13 protein-coding genes are annotated in these 16,530 nt (G+C 63.8%); 2 read left to right on the top strand and 11 right to left on the bottom strand.

All coding sequences use genetic code 11. The annotated features are described in order from the left end of the window. Positions 1-517: 517 nt before the first annotated feature. The 7 genes from feoB to COLINT_RS04565 form a co-directional block, all read right to left on the bottom strand. Positions 518-2,785 carry a ferrous iron transport protein B gene (gene feoB, locus COLINT_RS04535; RefSeq protein WP_006723211.1) on the bottom strand — a complete coding sequence of 756 codons (2,268 nt, stop codon included), beginning with the start codon at positions 2,783-2,785 and terminating at the stop codon, positions 518-520. A gap of 132 nt (positions 2,786-2,917) precedes the next feature. Beyond that, complete coding sequence (locus COLINT_RS04540; protein ID WP_039910354.1) at positions 2,918-3,139, bottom strand: FeoA family protein; 222 nt, start codon at positions 3,137-3,139, stop codon at positions 2,918-2,920. A gap of 132 nt (positions 3,140-3,271) precedes the next feature. Further along, the gene (locus COLINT_RS04545) at positions 3,272-3,505 is read right to left on the bottom strand and encodes a FeoA family protein (protein ID WP_006723213.1); all 234 of its coding nucleotides are present in this window, start codon (positions 3,503-3,505) and stop codon (positions 3,272-3,274) included. Between the two features lie 242 nt (positions 3,506-3,747). Beyond that, on the bottom strand, positions 3,748-4,500 hold the full coding sequence (locus COLINT_RS04550; protein ID WP_039910597.1) for an ABC transporter ATP-binding protein: 753 nt from the start codon (positions 4,498-4,500) through the stop codon (positions 3,748-3,750). A gap of 200 nt (positions 4,501-4,700) precedes the next feature. Further along, a complete protein-coding gene (locus COLINT_RS04555) occupies positions 4,701-5,765 on the bottom strand; it encodes an ABC transporter substrate-binding protein (RefSeq protein WP_233418337.1) in 1,065 nt (354 codons plus the stop codon). 189 nt (positions 5,766-5,954) lie between these two features. Next, on the bottom strand, positions 5,955-6,737 hold the full coding sequence (locus COLINT_RS04560; RefSeq protein WP_156780328.1) for an ABC transporter permease: 783 nt from the start codon (positions 6,735-6,737) through the stop codon (positions 5,955-5,957). Beyond that, positions 6,730-7,038, bottom strand: coding sequence for a thiamine-binding protein (locus COLINT_RS04565; RefSeq protein ID WP_039910355.1), 309 nt, complete (start codon positions 7,036-7,038; stop codon positions 6,730-6,732). Before COLINT_RS04565 ends, COLINT_RS04560 begins: the two co-directional genes overlap by 8 nt. 467 nt (positions 7,039-7,505) lie before the next feature. Here COLINT_RS04565 and COLINT_RS04570 point away from each other — a divergent pair, with 467 nt between their 5' ends. Continuing rightward, a complete protein-coding gene (locus tag COLINT_RS04570) occupies positions 7,506-8,060 on the top strand; it encodes an NADPH-dependent FMN reductase (protein ID WP_006723219.1) in 555 nt (184 codons plus the stop codon). Between the two features lie 215 nt (positions 8,061-8,275). Here the strand turns inward: COLINT_RS04570 and aspS are convergent, their stop codons facing one another. From aspS to hisS, 3 genes are all read right to left on the bottom strand, one after another. Next, positions 8,276-10,072 carry an aspartate--tRNA ligase gene (aspS, locus tag COLINT_RS04575; RefSeq protein WP_006723220.1) on the bottom strand — a complete coding sequence of 599 codons (1,797 nt, stop codon included), beginning with the start codon at positions 10,070-10,072 and terminating at the stop codon, positions 8,276-8,278. 504 nt (positions 10,073-10,576) lie between these two features. Beyond that, on the bottom strand, positions 10,577-13,402 hold the full coding sequence (locus COLINT_RS04585) for a phosphoenolpyruvate carboxylase (RefSeq protein ID WP_006723222.1): 2,826 nt from the start codon (positions 13,400-13,402) through the stop codon (positions 10,577-10,579). A 234-nt stretch (positions 13,403-13,636) separates the two neighbouring features. Then, positions 13,637-14,947, bottom strand: a complete 1,311-nt coding sequence (hisS, locus tag COLINT_RS04590; protein WP_006723223.1) for a histidine--tRNA ligase — start codon at positions 14,945-14,947, stop codon at positions 13,637-13,639. 195 nt (positions 14,948-15,142) lie between these two features. On the opposite strand from hisS, the gene COLINT_RS04595 reads away from it, so the two are divergent. Then, positions 15,143-16,210, top strand: a complete 1,068-nt coding sequence (locus COLINT_RS04595; protein ID WP_039910359.1) for a threonine aldolase family protein — start codon at positions 15,143-15,145, stop codon at positions 16,208-16,210. Positions 16,211-16,308: 98 nt separating this feature from the next. On the opposite strand, the gene COLINT_RS04600 is transcribed toward COLINT_RS04595, so the two are convergent. Continuing rightward, positions 16,309-16,530 (bottom strand): IS3 family transposase (locus COLINT_RS04600; RefSeq protein ID WP_006723225.1); only part of this gene is annotated, 222 nt, incomplete at its 5' end.

The raw sequence follows: 16,530 nt of genomic DNA on the forward strand, positions 1-16,530 counted from the left end.
GATGCAAGAGGGCCTGAGCGCATACGCTCCGTCGTTCATGGCGCGCTCGAACCGGTATTCCCGATGCAAGAGGGCCCGAGGCTCACCGCCTCCCAACCGAGATGTTCTTGGAAAGGCGGTCGGCGATGGAATCGGCGCCCTCGCAGGCCGGGCACGACGAGCGTTTGGAAGTCGCGCAGCTCGCGCATGATCCACCGCATGACCCGGCGCTCGCGCAATCACCGCACGTGCCCTTTTTACGCACGCGAACAACCACGAGAACAAATGCAATTGCAATAATACTCAGAATTGTGAAATCTATGGGTCCCATTATGCATTATTTCCTTAACGCGTTGAGTTCATGAAATCAAATTGTCGACTTTTGGCAACTTCATTCTCGCCAACGCGATCATATTCCCCGGCGAGCGCGGCAAAACACGAGATGCGCCCCTCGTAAAATGCCTCGCTACCCCCGAACCTCGATTCGATGTTACCAAAAGTCGACTGAATGACATCGGGACCTCGACGCTCGGCGCGCCTAGTTCCCCATCGCGGGCTGAGCGGCGGAATCTGCCGCTTCATCGTCCCACGCATAGCTCGGCATAGGGCGCAGCAGCTGGAAGACGATCGCGATCGCGAACGCCGCCGCAACGAAGGTCCACACGCTGAACACGCCCTGGGCGGCCAGGTAGAACTGGTTGATCATGAGGCCGACCACCCAAGCGAAGCCGCACTCGTAGGCCAGCGCGATGGCCGTCCACTTACCCGAGTTCATCTGGGCTCGAATGGTGCCCATGGCCGCAAAGCACGGCGCGCACAGCAGGTTGAAGGCACCGAACGCGGCGATGGCACCTGCGCTGGGGAACAGCGCCGCGAACGCGGCCCACAGGCTCGGATCGGTCTCGGTGGCGTCCACCAGATGCAGCAGCGAGGCCGCGGTGGACATGACGTTCTCCTTGGCGACCAGACCCGTGACGGACATCGCCGTTGCCTGCCAGGAATCAAAGCCCAACGGCGCGAACATCCAGCTCACGGCACCGGCGACAGTCGCGAGCAGCGAGTAATCGGTAAACTCCGAAGGCGTGCCCTCCATGGACGGAAGGTAGCCAAAGGAGCCCTCGAACATGCCAAAGCTGGACAGGAACCACACAACGATGGTCGAGGCGAAGATAATGGTGAACGCCTTCTTGATGTAAGCGCCCACGCGCTCCCACACATGCAGCGCCCAGCTGCGCAGAGACGGCATGTGGTAAGCGGGAAGCTCCATCACGAACGGCGTGGGACGGCCTGCGAACAGGCGGGTCTTCTTGAGCATGATGCCCGAGACGATGACCGCGAACACACCGAGGAAGTAGAACAGCGGGGCGATCCAGCTTGCCTCGGCATCGCCGATCAGCGCGCCCATGACGAGCGCAATGACCGGGAGCTTGGCGCCGCAGGGAATAAACGTGGTGGTCATGACCGTCATGCGACGATCCTTCTCGTTCTCAATCGTCTTGGTGGCGAGTACGCCGGGAACGCCACAGCCCGTGGATACGAGCATGGGAATGAATGACTTGCCCGACAGGCCAAAGCGACGGAAGACGCGGTCCATGACGAACGCCACGCGCGCCATGTAGCCGCAGTCCTCGAGGAAGGACAGCAGCACGAACAGCACGAACATCTGCGGGATGAACCCGAGGACGGCACCCACGCCGGCGACGATGCCGTCGCACACCAGGGAGATGACCATATCGGACGCACCGGCGGCGGTGAGCCAGCCCTCAAAAAGCGCGGGGACGGACGGCATGGCGTTGCCGAAGAACTCCCAGCCCTCGCCAAAGAGGTTGTCGTTCACCCAGTCGGTCATGGCGGTGCCGAAGGTCGAAATGGCGAGGTAGTACACGGCGAACATGATGGCGGCGAAGATCGGCAGGCCGAGCCAGCGATTGGTCACGATGCGGTCGATCTTCTCGGAGGTGCTCATGCGAGCGGGGGCCCGGTGCAGGCAGCCGTCGACGATGTGCGCGATGAGGCCGTAACGCTCACCGGCGATGATCGACTCGGCGTCGTCGTCGCAATCGCGCTCGCACGCGGAGACGAGCTCCTCCACGCGAGATGCGACTTCGCTCGAAAGGTTGAGCTCGGCGGTCGCCTCGGCATCGCGCTCGAAGAGCTTAACGGCGAAGTAGCGACGGCGAGCAGGATCGACGGAAGCCGGAATCAGGGCCTCGACCTGGGCGAGCACATCTTCGATCGAACGGTCGAACGCATGATGCGGACCCGCGGCGTCTGCGGCGGCGACGGTCTTTGCCGCGCCCCCCTTGACGCGCCCGGCGGCCTTGCGCGCCGCCGCGATGAGCACATCGACGCCCTCGTTCTTCAGCGCCGAGATCATCACGACCGGACAACCCAGGCTCTTCTCGAGCGCGGCGATATCGATCTTGTCGCCATGCTTCTCAACCAGATCGGCCATGTTGAGCGCCACCACCACGGGCAGGCCCGTCTCGATGACCTGCAGCGCGAGATAGAGGTTGCGCTCCAGATTGGTGGCGTCGAGCACCTGGATCACGACGTCGGGCTCGCCGCCCATGAGGTAGTCGCGGCTCACGCGCTCCTCGGGGCTGTAGGGAGACAGCGAATAGATTCCGGGCAGGTCCGTGATGAGCACGCCCTTGTCGCGCGACAGGGGCGCCTCCTTCTTCTCGACCGTGACGCCGGGCCAGTTGCCCACATAGCCGTTGGCACCGGTAATCAGGTTAAACAGCGTAGTCTTGCCGCAATTGGGGTTACCGGCAAGCGCGATGTGCAGTATTGGATTCGCCATGCGATCCTTCTTTTCTCTCGGCTTTGAAACGTGCTCGTTGCTGAGTCGGGCCGCTATTGAAATGCCACCTGGCATCCCATATATGTTAGATTCGGCTAACTCTACCTGTAGAAATATGCCACTTGCGGCGCCTTAGGCGACCTCAACGATGGCGGCCTCCTCCTTGCGGATGGACAACTCGTAGCCGCGTACGGTGATCTCGACCGGGTCACCCAGCGGAGCGACCTTCACGACCTTGAACGGCGTGCCCTTGATGAGGCCCAGATCCATGAGGTGACGACGCAGCGCACCTTCACCATGGAGCTTGACGATGGTGGCGCCCTCCCCCACCTTCACATCTGCCAGCGATTTCATGCTTCCCCCTTTCTGCAGATCAAAGAACATCCCATGCGTCCTCACGCCCCGACCCGCGCGCGGACCATGCCGACACAACCCAGTGTGCCGACACCGCACCTCAGTGGACGATGAGCGGGTGCACAGCTTTGCCTAGGCGGCCATGATGTGCTGCGCGACTTTGGAATCCAAGCCGAACCGCGCGCCCTTTACGAGCACGATGACGTTGGACGCCGAGGAGGAGACAACGTGCACCTCGGCACCGTCGACAAAGCCGATCTCCTGCAGATGCCGTTTCATGTCCTCGTTGCCGCGCACTCGGCAGACCGTGACAGTCTCGCCCGCGCGGAACAGCGACAGCGGCATAGCCGAACCAAGTTTCTGCATGACAAAGCACCTCCTGTGAAATGTTCACCTATGTAAACTAGCACAGTGCGGGCACATTATGTCTGAGAAGTTTGCCATGCGCTACATTTTTCACGATACAGAAGCGGCCTCCCACCCGGTTCAGATAGGAGGCCGCTTCCCACGCGCTTGCCCCGAAAGCACAGATGGGAGCTTCCTCCCGCTTGCTCCGAGACCTAAATGGGGAGCCGCTTTTCCCTCGTCCGCTCCGAAAGGACAACGCCCTAGCCCAGAAGGGACAGAAGGCGGCGCTTGCTCTCAAGGAATCCCTCGGTCAACGCATATGTCTTGCGCTCAGCGCGCGGGCAATCGATGCGCACCGAACCAACAATGCTCGTCGGCTCGCCCGCCTGCGGGTTTCCGCGCATGACGAACACTTCGTCGGCAAGCGTGAGCGCCTCGTCGATGTCGTGGGTTACCACGAGCGCCGTGGTGCCCATGCGCTCCGCGACATCGAGGAACCACGTGTGCATGTCTGCCTTGGTAAAGGCATCGAGTGCCGAGAACGGCTCATCGAGCAGCATGAACTCCTGCGAAAACAGGTAGCTTCGCAGCAACGCGGCACGCTGGCGCATGCCACCCGAAAGCTCACTTGGCCAGCGGCGCTCGGTGCCCTCCAAACCGAAGACCCCAAAGAGCTCGGCTGCACGTGAACGGGCCTCCTCAACCGGCACACCGCGCAGCACCAGAGGCATCGACACGTTGTCGATGATGCGCTTATGCTGCAAGAGCAGGTCTTTTTGCAGCATGTACGACAAGTGGCCGGGGCGACCGGTAATATCCTCGCCATCCAACAGCACGCGGCCGGCGCACGGCGATGCGAGGCCCGAGATCACATGGAACAACGTGGTCTTGCCGCACCCGGAGGGACCGAGTAGACAGGCGATCTCGCCGGACTCGACGTCGAGCGTCACGTCACGAAGTACGTCAACCTCGCCGAACCCCTGTGAAATACCCTGTATCTCAAGCCGCGCCATCGCGATGAGCACCTTCCCGAACAAAGTGTACGTTTTGGGGATAGTTTCCCCTTCTTTTTCACGGCGTGGGCCCAAACGGTCTTTCGCCAACTGGGGTTTTGCTGCGACGCAATTCCGACAACGCGCAAAACGCCGCAAAACCTTCCCCAAAACGTACACTTATATTTTCTGACACCCTAACTGGTTACTTAATGCCTCGATTAGCCCTGGAACTTATCGGTCATGCCCGCGCCGGGCTCGATCGGATCGGCAAAGCCCTGGTCGCTCACCCACTCGTAGAAGGCGTCCCAACGCTTCTGGTCGATCTCACCCCAAGTCTCGGCATCCGCCTGGTACTGCTCGGCGAGATAGGTCTGGCTCGCCACCACGAGCTCCTCCTCGAGCTCGGGCGCCGCCTTAAGCAGAATCTCGGCTGCGCCCTTCGGGTCGGCGATGCAATCCTCGTACCCGCGACGAGTGGCGTCCATAAAGGCCTGGACCATTTCGGCGTCGTCCTCGATCACGCCGTTGTTGGCGATGATGACCGGCGTGTAGAAGTCAAAGACGGGGTCGATGTCGGCAAAGGCGAAGTAGTTGGTATCGAGGCCCGCGAGCTTGCACTTCTCGCCCGCCCATGCCCAGTAGATCCAGATGGAGTCAACCTGATCGGTGGAAAGCGCGGTCACCTCGTCGGTAACGGTAGAGGGAATCATCTCGACCTTGGAGAAGTCGCCGCCGTCCGCCTCGACGCAACGCTCGATCACACCCTGCTCGATGGGCAGCTCCCACGTCGCGTAGGTGTGGCCGGCCATCTCGGCGGGGCTCGTGATGCCCTTGTCCTTCATGCTTATGATGCCGGAGGTGTTGTGCTGGATGATCGCGGCGATAGCGGTCACGGGCATCGAGTCGGAGCCGGAAACGTAGGAGGCCATGGTGTCCTGGAAGGTCACGCCAAACTCGGCGTCACCGGCGGCGACCAGGGCGTCGGCGCCGTTCTCTGGAGCCTGGACGATTTCGACCTCGAGACCGGCCTCCTTATAGTAACCACGCTCGGCTGCGACATACACGCCGGTGTGGTTCGTGTTGGGGGTCCAGTCCAGGGCGAAGGTGACCTTGCGCAGCTTGGTATCGCCAGATGCGGCGGATCCGGCAGGCTTTTCGGCACCGCCGCAGCCGCTGAGCGCCGCGGCACCGATCAGCCCAGCGCCTGCAGCACCAGCGCTCAACAGCGAACGGCGAGACAGCATACGACCGGTCATCATGGTGGCCATCGTGTTCTTATGCATGGATATCTCCTTTTTTAACTGGGGGCAACGCCCCCGAACCTTGTTTAAAATCCCCAGGCCACGGCCCGCATACAGCCTATAGGCCGCAGCCTGTAGACAGCCCACAGGCTCAACCTGCACACAGCCCGCAGGTTCAACCTGCATGCAATCCGCAGGCCCCGCCTGCAGGTACTCGGATATGCGACACGGCTATCGCTCAGAGTCGCTCCGGCGTTCCCAGGGCATGGCGATACGACGAACGGCGTCAACCGCCCACATGAGTACGAGACTCAAGCCCGAGATCAAAAAGATCACCGCGAACATCTTGTCGAACGAATACGCCTTGCGCACGCGCGTCATGTACACACCAAGACCCGAAAACCCGCCGAGCCATTCCGCGATCACAGCGCCCACAATCGCGTAAGCGGCAGAGATCTTGAGCCCGGAAAAGAACTGCGGCATCGCAGCGGGCAGCTTCACGTGACGCAGAATCTGCAGGCGCGTGGCGCCCATGGCGCGCATGAGGTCAATCTCGTCGGGGTCGATGGAACGCAAGCCCTCGAGCATCCCCACCGTGATGGGAAAGAACGTCGCCACCACGATGAGCACCACCTTGGGAAGCATCCCGTAGCCGAACCACAGCACCAAAAGCGGCGCGATGGCGACGGTCGGGATGGTCTGCGTAAGCACGACGATAGGATAGAACGCGCGGTAAAGCAGGTCAAAGCGGTCCATGGCGAGCGCCGCGATGAAGCCGAGGGCGACGCCGGCGGCAAGGCCCAGCCCGGCCTCGGCAAGCGAGGTCGCAGCATGCCCGACGAGCAGAGGCCAATCGCCTGCGAGCGCCTGCCCCACGCGAATCGGACTCGGCAGCATGAACGGGGGTACGAGACCGGCCGAACACGCCAGCTGCCAGATCGCCAGCAGCGCAAGGATCGTCAGCGGGGCGACGAGTCGCGACATGACACGCGAAGAAGCGGAAATGTTACGCATCGTTCTCGTGGTACTTGGAAATCTTCTCCTCGGTGGTGAGGACGCCCTCCTCAGGGGCGAAGAAAATCTTGACGTAGGTGGCCACCTCAGGTGCACCGGCCTCGACGCAGATGCGGTTCACGCCCGCCACGACCTCCATGCACAGGTCGTAGTCGCCCTGGACGGTGGTCTCGAACGGACCGACGTAGGCGTCGGGGAACTTGGTCTGAATGTAGGCGATCGCCTCGTCGACGATGCGGCAGACCTCGTCGTTGCCGCCGACGCGCTGGGGCAGGACCTGAATTGCGACGCTTGCTTCCATGAGCTTCCTTTCCGAGGCCACAAAAAAGCGGGCCCCTCGTTTTCCGTAGGGGCCCGTCCGCTCGTTCATGGCAAACGCTTCTAAGCAAGCGCCACGTCGGTTTGGAACAAGGCTGCTCGATCCCTACGCCGGCATTACCCGGATCAGGTTGCGGGTCGAAGCGGTGCGGGGCGATGCGGCGCGACGGCCGGCCCGAAGCGATTGTGGCGGATAAGACCGCCGGACAAGTGCCCCGTGCTCCCCACGGGCTTCCTCTCAGCCGGCCTCCGCCAGCTCCCCGTTGGTACGACAGTGAGTATAGAACAAGATGAGACCGATACGAGGGAGGCATCCGTGGTTGTACTCCGCGCTGACGCGAGGCATGCGCGACGCTGGATAATTTCAGAGATTTCCCATTGGCAACCAAATGAACGTCTGGCCACCTTCCCTAAGGGAATGATATGCAATACCCGTCGAAAGGAGCGCATATGCCCCGCATCCTCATGATCGTCGGCTCGCTTCGCGAGCAATCGTTCAACCGCCAACTCGCCCGCGAGGTCATCCGTATCATCGGCAATCGCGCTGAGGTCGAAGAGCTCGATTGGCACGATGTGCCCCTCATGAACCAAGACATCGAATGGCCGACGCCCGAGGCGGTCCAGCGCGCACGCGACGCGGTAACGCAAGCCGACGTCCTTTGGTTCTGCTCGCCCGAATACAACTATCAAATCCCCGGCGGACTGAAGAATCTCCTGGACTGGCTCTCTCGTCCCACCGATGAGCACGACCGGACGAGCCCCTCCGCAATCCGCGGCAAACACGCGGTGATCTGCGGCGCCGCGGGCAAGAGCGCCGCAGCGGGCATGCGCAAGCAACTCGAGGCGCTCTTGGGCATCCTGGGCGTCGAAGTTCTCGGTGGCGACGGCCTGGGAATCTCGCTCACGCCGGAATCGTGGCAGACAGACATCCTCACCCTCGAACCCGGCACGCAGGGAATGCTCGGAGCGCTCGTCGATGACACGCTGCGCAAGCTGAACCCTTAGCCGGCGGCCGCGCGGGGAGTCGCCACCGGCGCGGACCAATTCACCAACCTGAAGGTACCGCTCCGATGTCAGGCGGGGTAAACGCCCGGTCAACACATGTATAAGCATGTCCGACAGCGAGCATCTGCACACGAAAAGCGCCGCCCGGATAGACCGAACGGCGCTGATCACAATGATGATGAGAGCGGGACGGGAACGAACGCCCATCAGACGAGCTACTCCAGGCGCAGGCCAACTTCCTTGAGCTGGGCCATACTCACCTCGGACGGCGCAGCGGACATGAGGTCGCTGCCGCTGCTCGTCTTGGGGAACGCCATGACGTCGCGGATGGAGTCGGTGCCGGCCAGCAGCATGCACACGCGGTCGAGGCCGAGCGCGAAGCCGCCCATGGGCGGAGCGCCGAACTCGAGGGCCTCCATGAGGAAGCCGAACTGGGCGCGGGCGCGCTCCTCGGAAAAGCCCATGAACTCGAGCATCTTGAGCTGCAGCTCGGCATCGTGGATGCGCATGCCGCCACCGCCGGCCTCAAAGCCGTCCATGACGAAGTCGTAGGTGCAGGAACCCATCTTGAGCGGGTCCTCGTCGAGCAGGTGCAGCTCGTCGACGTGCGGCAGGGTGAAGGGCTGGTGCTCGGCCTCGTAGCGCTGGCCCTCCTCATCCCAATGGAACAGCGGGAAGTTCACGACCCAGAGGAACTCGTGGCCCTCGCGCGGAACGTTGAGCGCGTCGGCCATGTGCGAACGCATGCCACCGAGGATGCCGTTGGCCTCCAAGCGGGGACCGGCGGCGAACATGACGAGGTCGCCGGGCTCGACATCGCAGCGACGACGCAGCTCGGTCATCTCCTCGTCGGTGAAGAACTTCACAATCGGGCTGTTCACGGAGCCGTCCTCACGGAAGGCGATCCAGGCGAGGCCCTTGGCGCCGAAGGTCGCGGCGACCTTGGCGAGCTTGTCGATCTGAGCGCGGGGCCAAGCGCCGGCGCCCTTGGCGTTGACGGCCTTGACCACGTGGCCCTCGGTGGTCGCAGCGCTTGCGAACACCTTGAACGCGGAGTTGGCGAACACGTCGGTCAGGTCGACGAGCTCCATGCCGTAACGGGTGTCGGGCTTATCGGAGCCATAGGTGTCCATGGCGTCCCAGTAGGACAGGCGGCGCAGCGGCGTGGGCATCTCCACGCCCACACGGGCGAAGGCGTCGGACAGCACGTCCTCGAGCTGAGCCATGACGTCGTCCTGCTCCACAAAGCTCATCTCGATGTCGACCTGGGTAAACTCGGGCTGGCGGTCGGCGCGCAGATCCTCATCACGGAAGCACTTGGCAACCTGGTAGTAGCGCTCGACGCCGCCGACCATGAGAAGCTGCTTGAGCAGCTGCGGGGACTGCGGCAGGGCGTAGAAGCTGCCGGGCTGCAGGCGGCTCGGCACCACGAAGTCGCGCGCACCTTCGGGTGTGGACTTAAACAGGGCCGGCGTCTCGACCTCGGTAAAGGCGCGGTCGTGCAGCGCGGAGCGGATGGCAAAGGTGAAATCGGAGCGCAGGCGAAGGCGAGCGGCCATCTCGGGACGGCGAAGGTCCAGGTAGCGATAGCGCAGGCGCGTATCCTCGGCGGTCTCGATGCCGTCCTCGATCTGGAACGGCGGGGTCTTGGAGCGGTTGAGCACGGTGGCGTGGTCGACGAGGACCTCGATCTCGCCGGTTGCGAGCCTGGGGTTCACCGCGTCGTGACCGCGGTCGCGCACGACACCGTGAACGCGGATGGGCCACTCGGGACGCATGGTCTCGGCGATCTTGAAGGCATCGCCATCGGAGTGCTCGGGGTCGAAGTTGATCTGCGTGATGCCCTCACGGTCGCGCAGGTCGCAGAAGATCAGGCCGCCATGATCGCGACGGCGACTCACCCAACCGGTGAGGGTGACCTCCTCACCGATGTTGGCGGCGCGAAGCTCGCCGCAGGTGTGGGTGTGCATGCAGTGCATGTTGGCGGGGTTGGTGGCAGGCGTTTCGGCCATAAGCCCTCCTCGTGATCTGTGCCGCCCCGTGCCGTAAGCGGGCGGCTGGTGTACAGACTGCCGGGGCGCGTAGACAGCGCGGCTCGGCATATCGCGCGCACGCCGAAACTCGGCACCCGCAGCGCGATAACTCACTAGGATAGCGGAAAGCCGGGCACTTTAGCGTGGAAGAGCGTTCGGCTCACGTTGTCTTAACAGGTTCGCAACCCGAACTCGGCACGAACTCGCCCACAGCTAGAGGCCCTCGACTTTGGTCGCCATGGCTTCACCTATACAGCACTCGGCTTTGCCTTTGCCTCCCTGGATTTTGCCTATGAAAAAATGCCGCTCAGGACCCCTGAACGGCATAATTCCATAGGCAATGTGAAGCACGTGCGCCCGCGAGGGCAACGCGCCCGCGAAGCCAACACGCACCTGAAGGGGCAACGCACCCGCGAAGCTGGCACGCATCTGCGAGGGCAACGCACCCGCGAAGCCAACGCGCACCCGCGAAGGCAGCAGACCTTACCCAGTGTTCTGCAGACCGGCGGAGACGCCGGTGACGGTCTCCAGAACCAGGCTCATGAACTCGGCCTTGGCCTCCTCGGACAACTCATCCTGGTTGGCACGGACCTCGCGCAGCGCGCGAACCTGCGCGAGCGACAGCGCGTCCACGAACGGGTTGCGCACGCGCACGGCCTGACCGAGCACGCGACGATGCTCGAGCGGCCACGCGTCGCCAACGATGCGCAGCACCCAGGAACGCGTGAGCATCATCTCGTCAAAGACCTTGTCGGCCAGGTCGGCGCGATCGCCGAGCGCAAGATACATCTTGGCGATGCGATTGTCCGTCTTGGCGATCGACATCTCGATGTTGTCGATGAACGTGTTGAACAGCGGCCACTCGCGGTAGGCGCGCTGCAAAAGCTCCAGGTCGCCCAGCTTCTCGCAGGCGGTGCCCAGGCCGTACCATGCGGCCAAGTTGATGCGGGCCTGGCTCCAGGAGAACACCCACGGGATCGTGCGCAGGTCGTCGAGGGACTTGGCGCCCAGGCCTCGCTTGGCCGGACGGCTGCCGATGGGCAGCAGGCCGACCTCGGTGAGCGGTGTCACACACGAGAACCACGGCGTGAACTCCTCGGTGTTCAGCAGGTCGAGGTAGCGCTCGTGGCTGGCCTCGTTCAGCGCGGCGGCCATCTCGGCATAGCGCGCGGTCATCTCGGTGTTCGTGCGCTCCACGGAAGGCGCGGAGTTGAGCAGGGTCGCCGCGGCAACGGACTCAACATGGCGCTGCGCCAGCGCAGGATTGCCATAGCGGGCGAAGATTACCTCGCCCTGCTCCGTGACCTTGAAGAAGCAGTTCACCGAGCCGGCGGGCTGGGCGAGCACCGCGCGGTTGGCGGGACCGCCGCCGCGGCCGACGGCGCCGCCGCGGCCGTGCATGAGCACCAGGTCGATATCGTGCTTCTCGGCCCACGCGACAATGCGCTCCTCGGCGGAGTGCAGGGCGAGCGTGGCGGTAGTGGGGCCGGCGTCCTTGGAGGAGTCGGAGTAGCCGAGCATGATCTCCATGCGGCGACCGGACTCGGCAAGGCGATTTTGCACCGCGGGGATGGCGAGCATCTCCTCGAGCACGTCGACGCATCCCTCGAGGTCCTCGAGCTGCTCGAACAGAGGGATCACGTCGAGGGTCGGAACGTCCTCGGCGTGCGCGAACGCCAGGTTCGCGAGCTCATAGACATCGGCCACGTGGCTCGCGCTCTTGGTAAACGAAATGATGTAGCGACGGGCCATCTTCTGGCCAAAGCGCTTCTGGATGGACCCGATGGCACGGAACGTGTCGAGCACCTCGCGCGTCATGGGGGCGAGCTCGCCGTGAATACCGTGCTCGCGGATGTCGGCGAGCGCGCGGCTATGGACCACGGAGTGCTGACGGAACTCCATTTCCACCATATGGAAGCCGAAGGTCTCGACCTGCCAGATGAGGGTCTGAACCGGGCCGTACGCGGCGCGGCGGGCACCCGCGGCGGCCAGCGAGCGCTGGACCACGCGCAGGTTCTCGAGGAACTCCTCGGCGGTACGGTACATGGTGTCGGCGTTGCGTGCCACCGTGGCGTCCAGGCGGGCGGCCATCACGAGCATCACGGCGCGATGCGGCTCGGAGTTGGAGATCTCGCGGGCGCGCTCGGTGAGCACCTCGCTCATCTCAACCTGGTGGCTCCACAGGTTGAGCAGCTCATCCGAGGGCTGCGTATACGCGGCCTCGAGGGTGAGGTTACGGCCCACGCGACGGCACTTGTCCGCGAGCTTGGAAATCATGTGGGTGGCGTACTTGGCAGCCACCTGACGGCTCACCTTGGCGGTGACGTTGGGGTTGCCGTCGCGGTCGGAACCGATCCAGCTGCCGGGGTGGAAGAACGCCGGGCACACGGGCGGAACCGTACCCGCGACCTCGCCCAGGACCCAGTCGTCGAAGCGACGGTAGATCACCGGAATGGTGTCGAACAGCGTGCTGTCGAAGATGTCGATGATGGTGTCGGCTTCCTCGACGGGCGTGGGCTTCTTGAGAGCGATGGGGCTCGTGCGCACGAGGGCGTCGATTTCCTGCAGCATGTGGCGCTCGTTCTCCACCAGGTCGGAGCCGCCCATGTAGGGGCGCTCCTCAAGCAGGCGGGCAATGCGGCGGATCTTGCCCTCGACAGCCTTACGGCGTGCCTCCGTGGGATGCGCGGTAAAGACCGGATGGAACTCCAGGCGTGAGAGCAGCTCGGTGGCCTTGGCGCCGCCGACCTCCTCGTTGAGCTGGTGGAACGCCACGGTGAGGGCATTCGCGGGGTCGACCGCGTCCTCGGTGGACACATTGCGCTCGCGCTCGCGCAGCTGGGCCACGCGGTAGTTCTCCTCGGACAGGTTGGCGAGGTGGAAGAACGCGGTGAACGCGCGGACGATGACCTGCGCCTGATCCACGGGCAGGGCGTCGATGAGCGCCACGGCGTCGCGGAAGGCGCATGCGGAGGGTGTGTCACTCGCGGGCATACCCTGTTCGTCCACGGCCTCGCCATCGGCCTCGGCGCCGGGGTCGCCGGCGTTGGCGCGGATCACGTTCATCATGAGCTCGTCGAAGACGTCGAGCACCTTTGCGTCATACTCACGCAAGACGCGGCGCTCGAGACGCAGGAACAGCGCGAGGTTGTCGCGGAGCTCGGCGGGGATGTCGATATCGGACAGGACTTCGACGGCGGCCGCCAGGTCGGTCAGGTCGATGCGGCGGGTGCCGGACATCACGTCGGTGACCATGTCACCGGTGATGAAGCCTCCGAGCCGCTGCTCTGCAGACGTATTCTCTGCCACGCTACCTCCTTAGATGTAGGCACGGATGCTCCCACTCCCAGGGGCTCCGTGCGACCGCACTATTATATGCGGGCGACGCATCACCTACCACCTACTTTAGTCTGATAGAGTTCCTCTCCCGCTTTTCAACAAATAATCGGCAGGCGGCGTGTATGTCCCGACGGATGAGCGTACTCGCACCAAAAAACGGCGGGGCTACTCGCCCCGCCGCAACCATGCGATTCGACTTTCGCGCTACAGCCCCGCGATGACCTCGGCGGCGCTGGCGCGCTCGATCAGGCTCTCCTCATGCGTGGCCATGTTGCGCAGCTTGACCTTGCCGGCAGCCAGCTCGTCGCCGCCGATAATCACGATGTGGGAGGCGTTGAGCTTATCGGCGAGCTTGAACTGCGCCTTGAGAGACTTGCCCTGGTAATCGCACTCGGTGCGGACCCCGCGGCCACGAAGCTCGAGCGCAAGCGCGAAGACCTCGTCCCTCAGATCGGCACCGGCGTTGGCGACGAACACGCAGCGATCGGCGTCGCAATCCATCTCCTTGCCGAACGCCTCGAGGGCGAGCACGGCGCGCTCGAAGCCGACCGCAAAGCCGACGCCCGGCGTGGGCTTGCCGCCCTCGAGCTCAACCAGACCGTCATAACGGCCACCGCCGCCGATGGAGCCAACGCCCGCGCCCGGGGCCTCGACCTCGAAGACGGTGCGGGTGTAGTAGTCGAGGCCACGGACGAGCGTGGGGTCCTCGACGTAGGCGATACCCGACGCGTCCAGGTACTGCTTGACCTTCGCATAGTGCTCGCGGCACTCGTCGCACAGGGAATCAGGCATGAGCGGGGCGCCCTGCATGATCTCGTGGCAATGCGGGTTCTTGCAGTCGAAGGCGCGCAGCGGGTTGAGCTCCGCGCGCTCGCGGCACTCGTCGCACATCTCATCCTCATGGTCGAGGATGAACTGGCGCACGGCCTCGCGATATGCGGGGCGGCACGCCGGGTCGCCCATGGAGTTGATCAGCAGGCGAAGCTGGGAGAGGTCGAATCCGAGACGCTCGTAGAAGCGCATGAGCATGATGATGCACTCGGCGTCGGCTGCGGGGTCGGGCGCGCCCAGCCACTCGATGCCGACCTGGTGGAACTGGCGCAAACGCCCCTTCTGGGGACGCTCGCCGCGGAACATCGCCTCGGCGTACCACGCCTTGAACGGAGCGGAGCCCTGCGGGACCAGGTTGTTCTCCACCACGGCGCGGACAACACCCGCGGTTCCCTCGGGTCGCAGGGCGAGACGCTGCTTGGCCTTGAGCTTCGCATCGGTGCCCTCCGCGAGGACGCGCTCGAAATTAGCGCCGGAAAAGACGCGGAACATCTCCTTGCGGACCACGTCGGTGGACTGGCCGATGCCATGCACGAACACGTCGAGCTGCTCGATCGCCGGGGTCTCGATGGGCTCGAACCCAAACGGCCCGAACACCTCGGCCGCGACCTCCTGCATCTTCTGCCAAGCGCGCATATCGCGCCCGATGAGGTCCTTGGTGCCCTCTGCTCGCTGTGCCTGCATGTGGCGTCTCCTTCGCATATCCCCCGGCATCCGCCGGGCGGTACATCGTCAATCTCTCCATTATAGGGGCAGATAAGGATGTGCCCCGACATTTTCCACGCGTTATACTTCGTTTTGGCAAAGTGCGTCGCCGAACCTCGCCGCGACCCGCGCGCCGTCTTACACTCACCTCACGCACATATGAAGGAGCAGGACATGCACCAGTTCCGTAACGATTACTCCGAGGGCGCTGCACCAGAAATGCTCGAGGCGCTCATCCGCACCAACAACGAACAGGCACCCGGGTACGGCACCGATTCGCACTGCGAACACGCCGCGGACCTGATTCGCGCGGCATGCGGCCAGCCCGATGCCTTCGTGCAGTTCATTCCCGGTGGCACCGCCGCCAACGCCGTGTGCATCTCTGCCTTCACCGAGGACTTCGAGGGCCCGATCCTCGCCGCCGATGCGCACCCCACCGCGCATGAGACCGGCGCGATCGAGGCCTGCGGCCGGCGCATCCTCGCCACGAACGACACCCTGGGCGTGCTGACCCCCGCCGAGGTTGAGCGCGTGTACCATGCCTCGATTGCCGGCGGCTGCCACTGCACGCGCCCGGCCATGCTCTACTTCTCCAACACCTCCGAGCTCGGTCACGTGTACACACGCGCCGAGTTCGATGCGCTGTGCGATGTGGCCGAAAAACTCGATCTCGCCGTGTACGTCGACGGCGCCCGCATGGCCAGCGCACTCGCCGCGCCCGGCGGCGACCTCACCCTCGAGCACTTGGCCGCGCGCGCCGACGCGTTCACGCTGGGCGGTACCAAAGCCGGCATGCTCTTTGGCGAGGCACTCGTGGTGAGCCCGCGCTCCAAGCGCGGACGGCGCGCCATCGACCGCATCCCCTATCTCACAAAGCGCGGCGGACACATGACCGCCAAGGGGCGCCTCATGGGCGTGCAGTACACCACGGCATTCACGCGCGGCAAGGACGGGTCACTCCCCTATTTCGCCCACGCTGCGAGTGCGAACAAATGCGCTTGCATGCTCGCCCACGGCCTTGAGGACGCAGGGTTCGAGCCGCACGTGCGCACCAACGGCAACCAGCAGTTCTTCTGGTTTGACTCCGACGACGCCGTCCGCATCGTCGAGGCATGCGGTGCCGAGGTCACACCCGCTGTGGATCCCGCGGGTCGCGACCGCATCCTGCTGCGCTTCGTGACGAGCTGGGCATGCCGCCCCGAGCACGTCGATGAGCTGCTGGGGTTTGTCCGAGGACTGTAAAAAACTGAGCGCGACCGCTTCGACTCTCGCAACACAAAAGAAAGGCGCCCGGGGACTGAACTGCAACCCAAAACTTGGACGGCCTAAATAAAGAGCGGCTAGGCCGCTAAGGACTGATTCCGGAACTCCTCCGGGGTCAGTCCTTTCAGTTTAACCTGCCTCCGCCTCGTGTTCCAATGAATCACGTACGCGTCGAGGTCTCGCTTGAATTCCTCGAAACTCGGCCACCTCCGGCCTCGGAAGAACTCGTCCTTGATATGGCCGAAGACCTGCTCGGTGGCGCCGTTGTCGATGCAGTTCGCCCTTGCGCGACATGCTTT

The organism is Collinsella intestinalis DSM 13280 (genome assembly GCF_000156175.1).
GTDB classification, from domain to species: Bacteria; Actinomycetota; Coriobacteriia; order Coriobacteriales; family Coriobacteriaceae; genus Collinsella; species Collinsella intestinalis.

Coding starts and splice junctions, on each gene's coding strand:
- hisS (WP_006723223.1), bottom strand. CDS start 14,947: ATGCAGGCACAGCGAGCAGAGGGCACCAAGGACCTCATCGGGCGCGAT.
- COLINT_RS04560 (WP_156780328.1), bottom strand. CDS start 6,737: ATGCGTAACATTTCCGCTTCTTCGCGTGTCATGTCGCGACTCGTCGCC.
- aspS (WP_006723220.1), bottom strand. CDS start 10,072: ATGGCCGAAACGCCTGCCACCAACCCCGCCAACATGCACTGCATGCAC.
- COLINT_RS04595 (WP_039910359.1), top strand. CDS start 15,143: ATGCACCAGTTCCGTAACGATTACTCCGAGGGCGCTGCACCAGAAATG.
- COLINT_RS04540 (WP_039910354.1), bottom strand. CDS start 3,139: ATGAAATCGCTGGCAGATGTGAAGGTGGGGGAGGGCGCCACCATCGTC.
- feoB (WP_006723211.1), bottom strand. CDS start 2,785: ATGGCGAATCCAATACTGCACATCGCGCTTGCCGGTAACCCCAATTGC.
- COLINT_RS04550 (WP_039910597.1), bottom strand. CDS start 4,500: ATGGCGCGGCTTGAGATACAGGGTATTTCACAGGGGTTCGGCGAGGTT.
- COLINT_RS04555 (WP_233418337.1), bottom strand. CDS start 5,765: ATGCATAAGAACACGATGGCCACCATGATGACCGGTCGTATGCTGTCT.
- COLINT_RS04570 (WP_006723219.1), top strand. CDS start 7,506: ATGCCCCGCATCCTCATGATCGTCGGCTCGCTTCGCGAGCAATCGTTC.
- COLINT_RS04545 (WP_006723213.1), bottom strand. CDS start 3,505: ATGCAGAAACTTGGTTCGGCTATGCCGCTGTCGCTGTTCCGCGCGGGC.
- COLINT_RS04565 (WP_039910355.1), bottom strand. CDS start 7,038: ATGGAAGCAAGCGTCGCAATTCAGGTCCTGCCCCAGCGCGTCGGCGGC.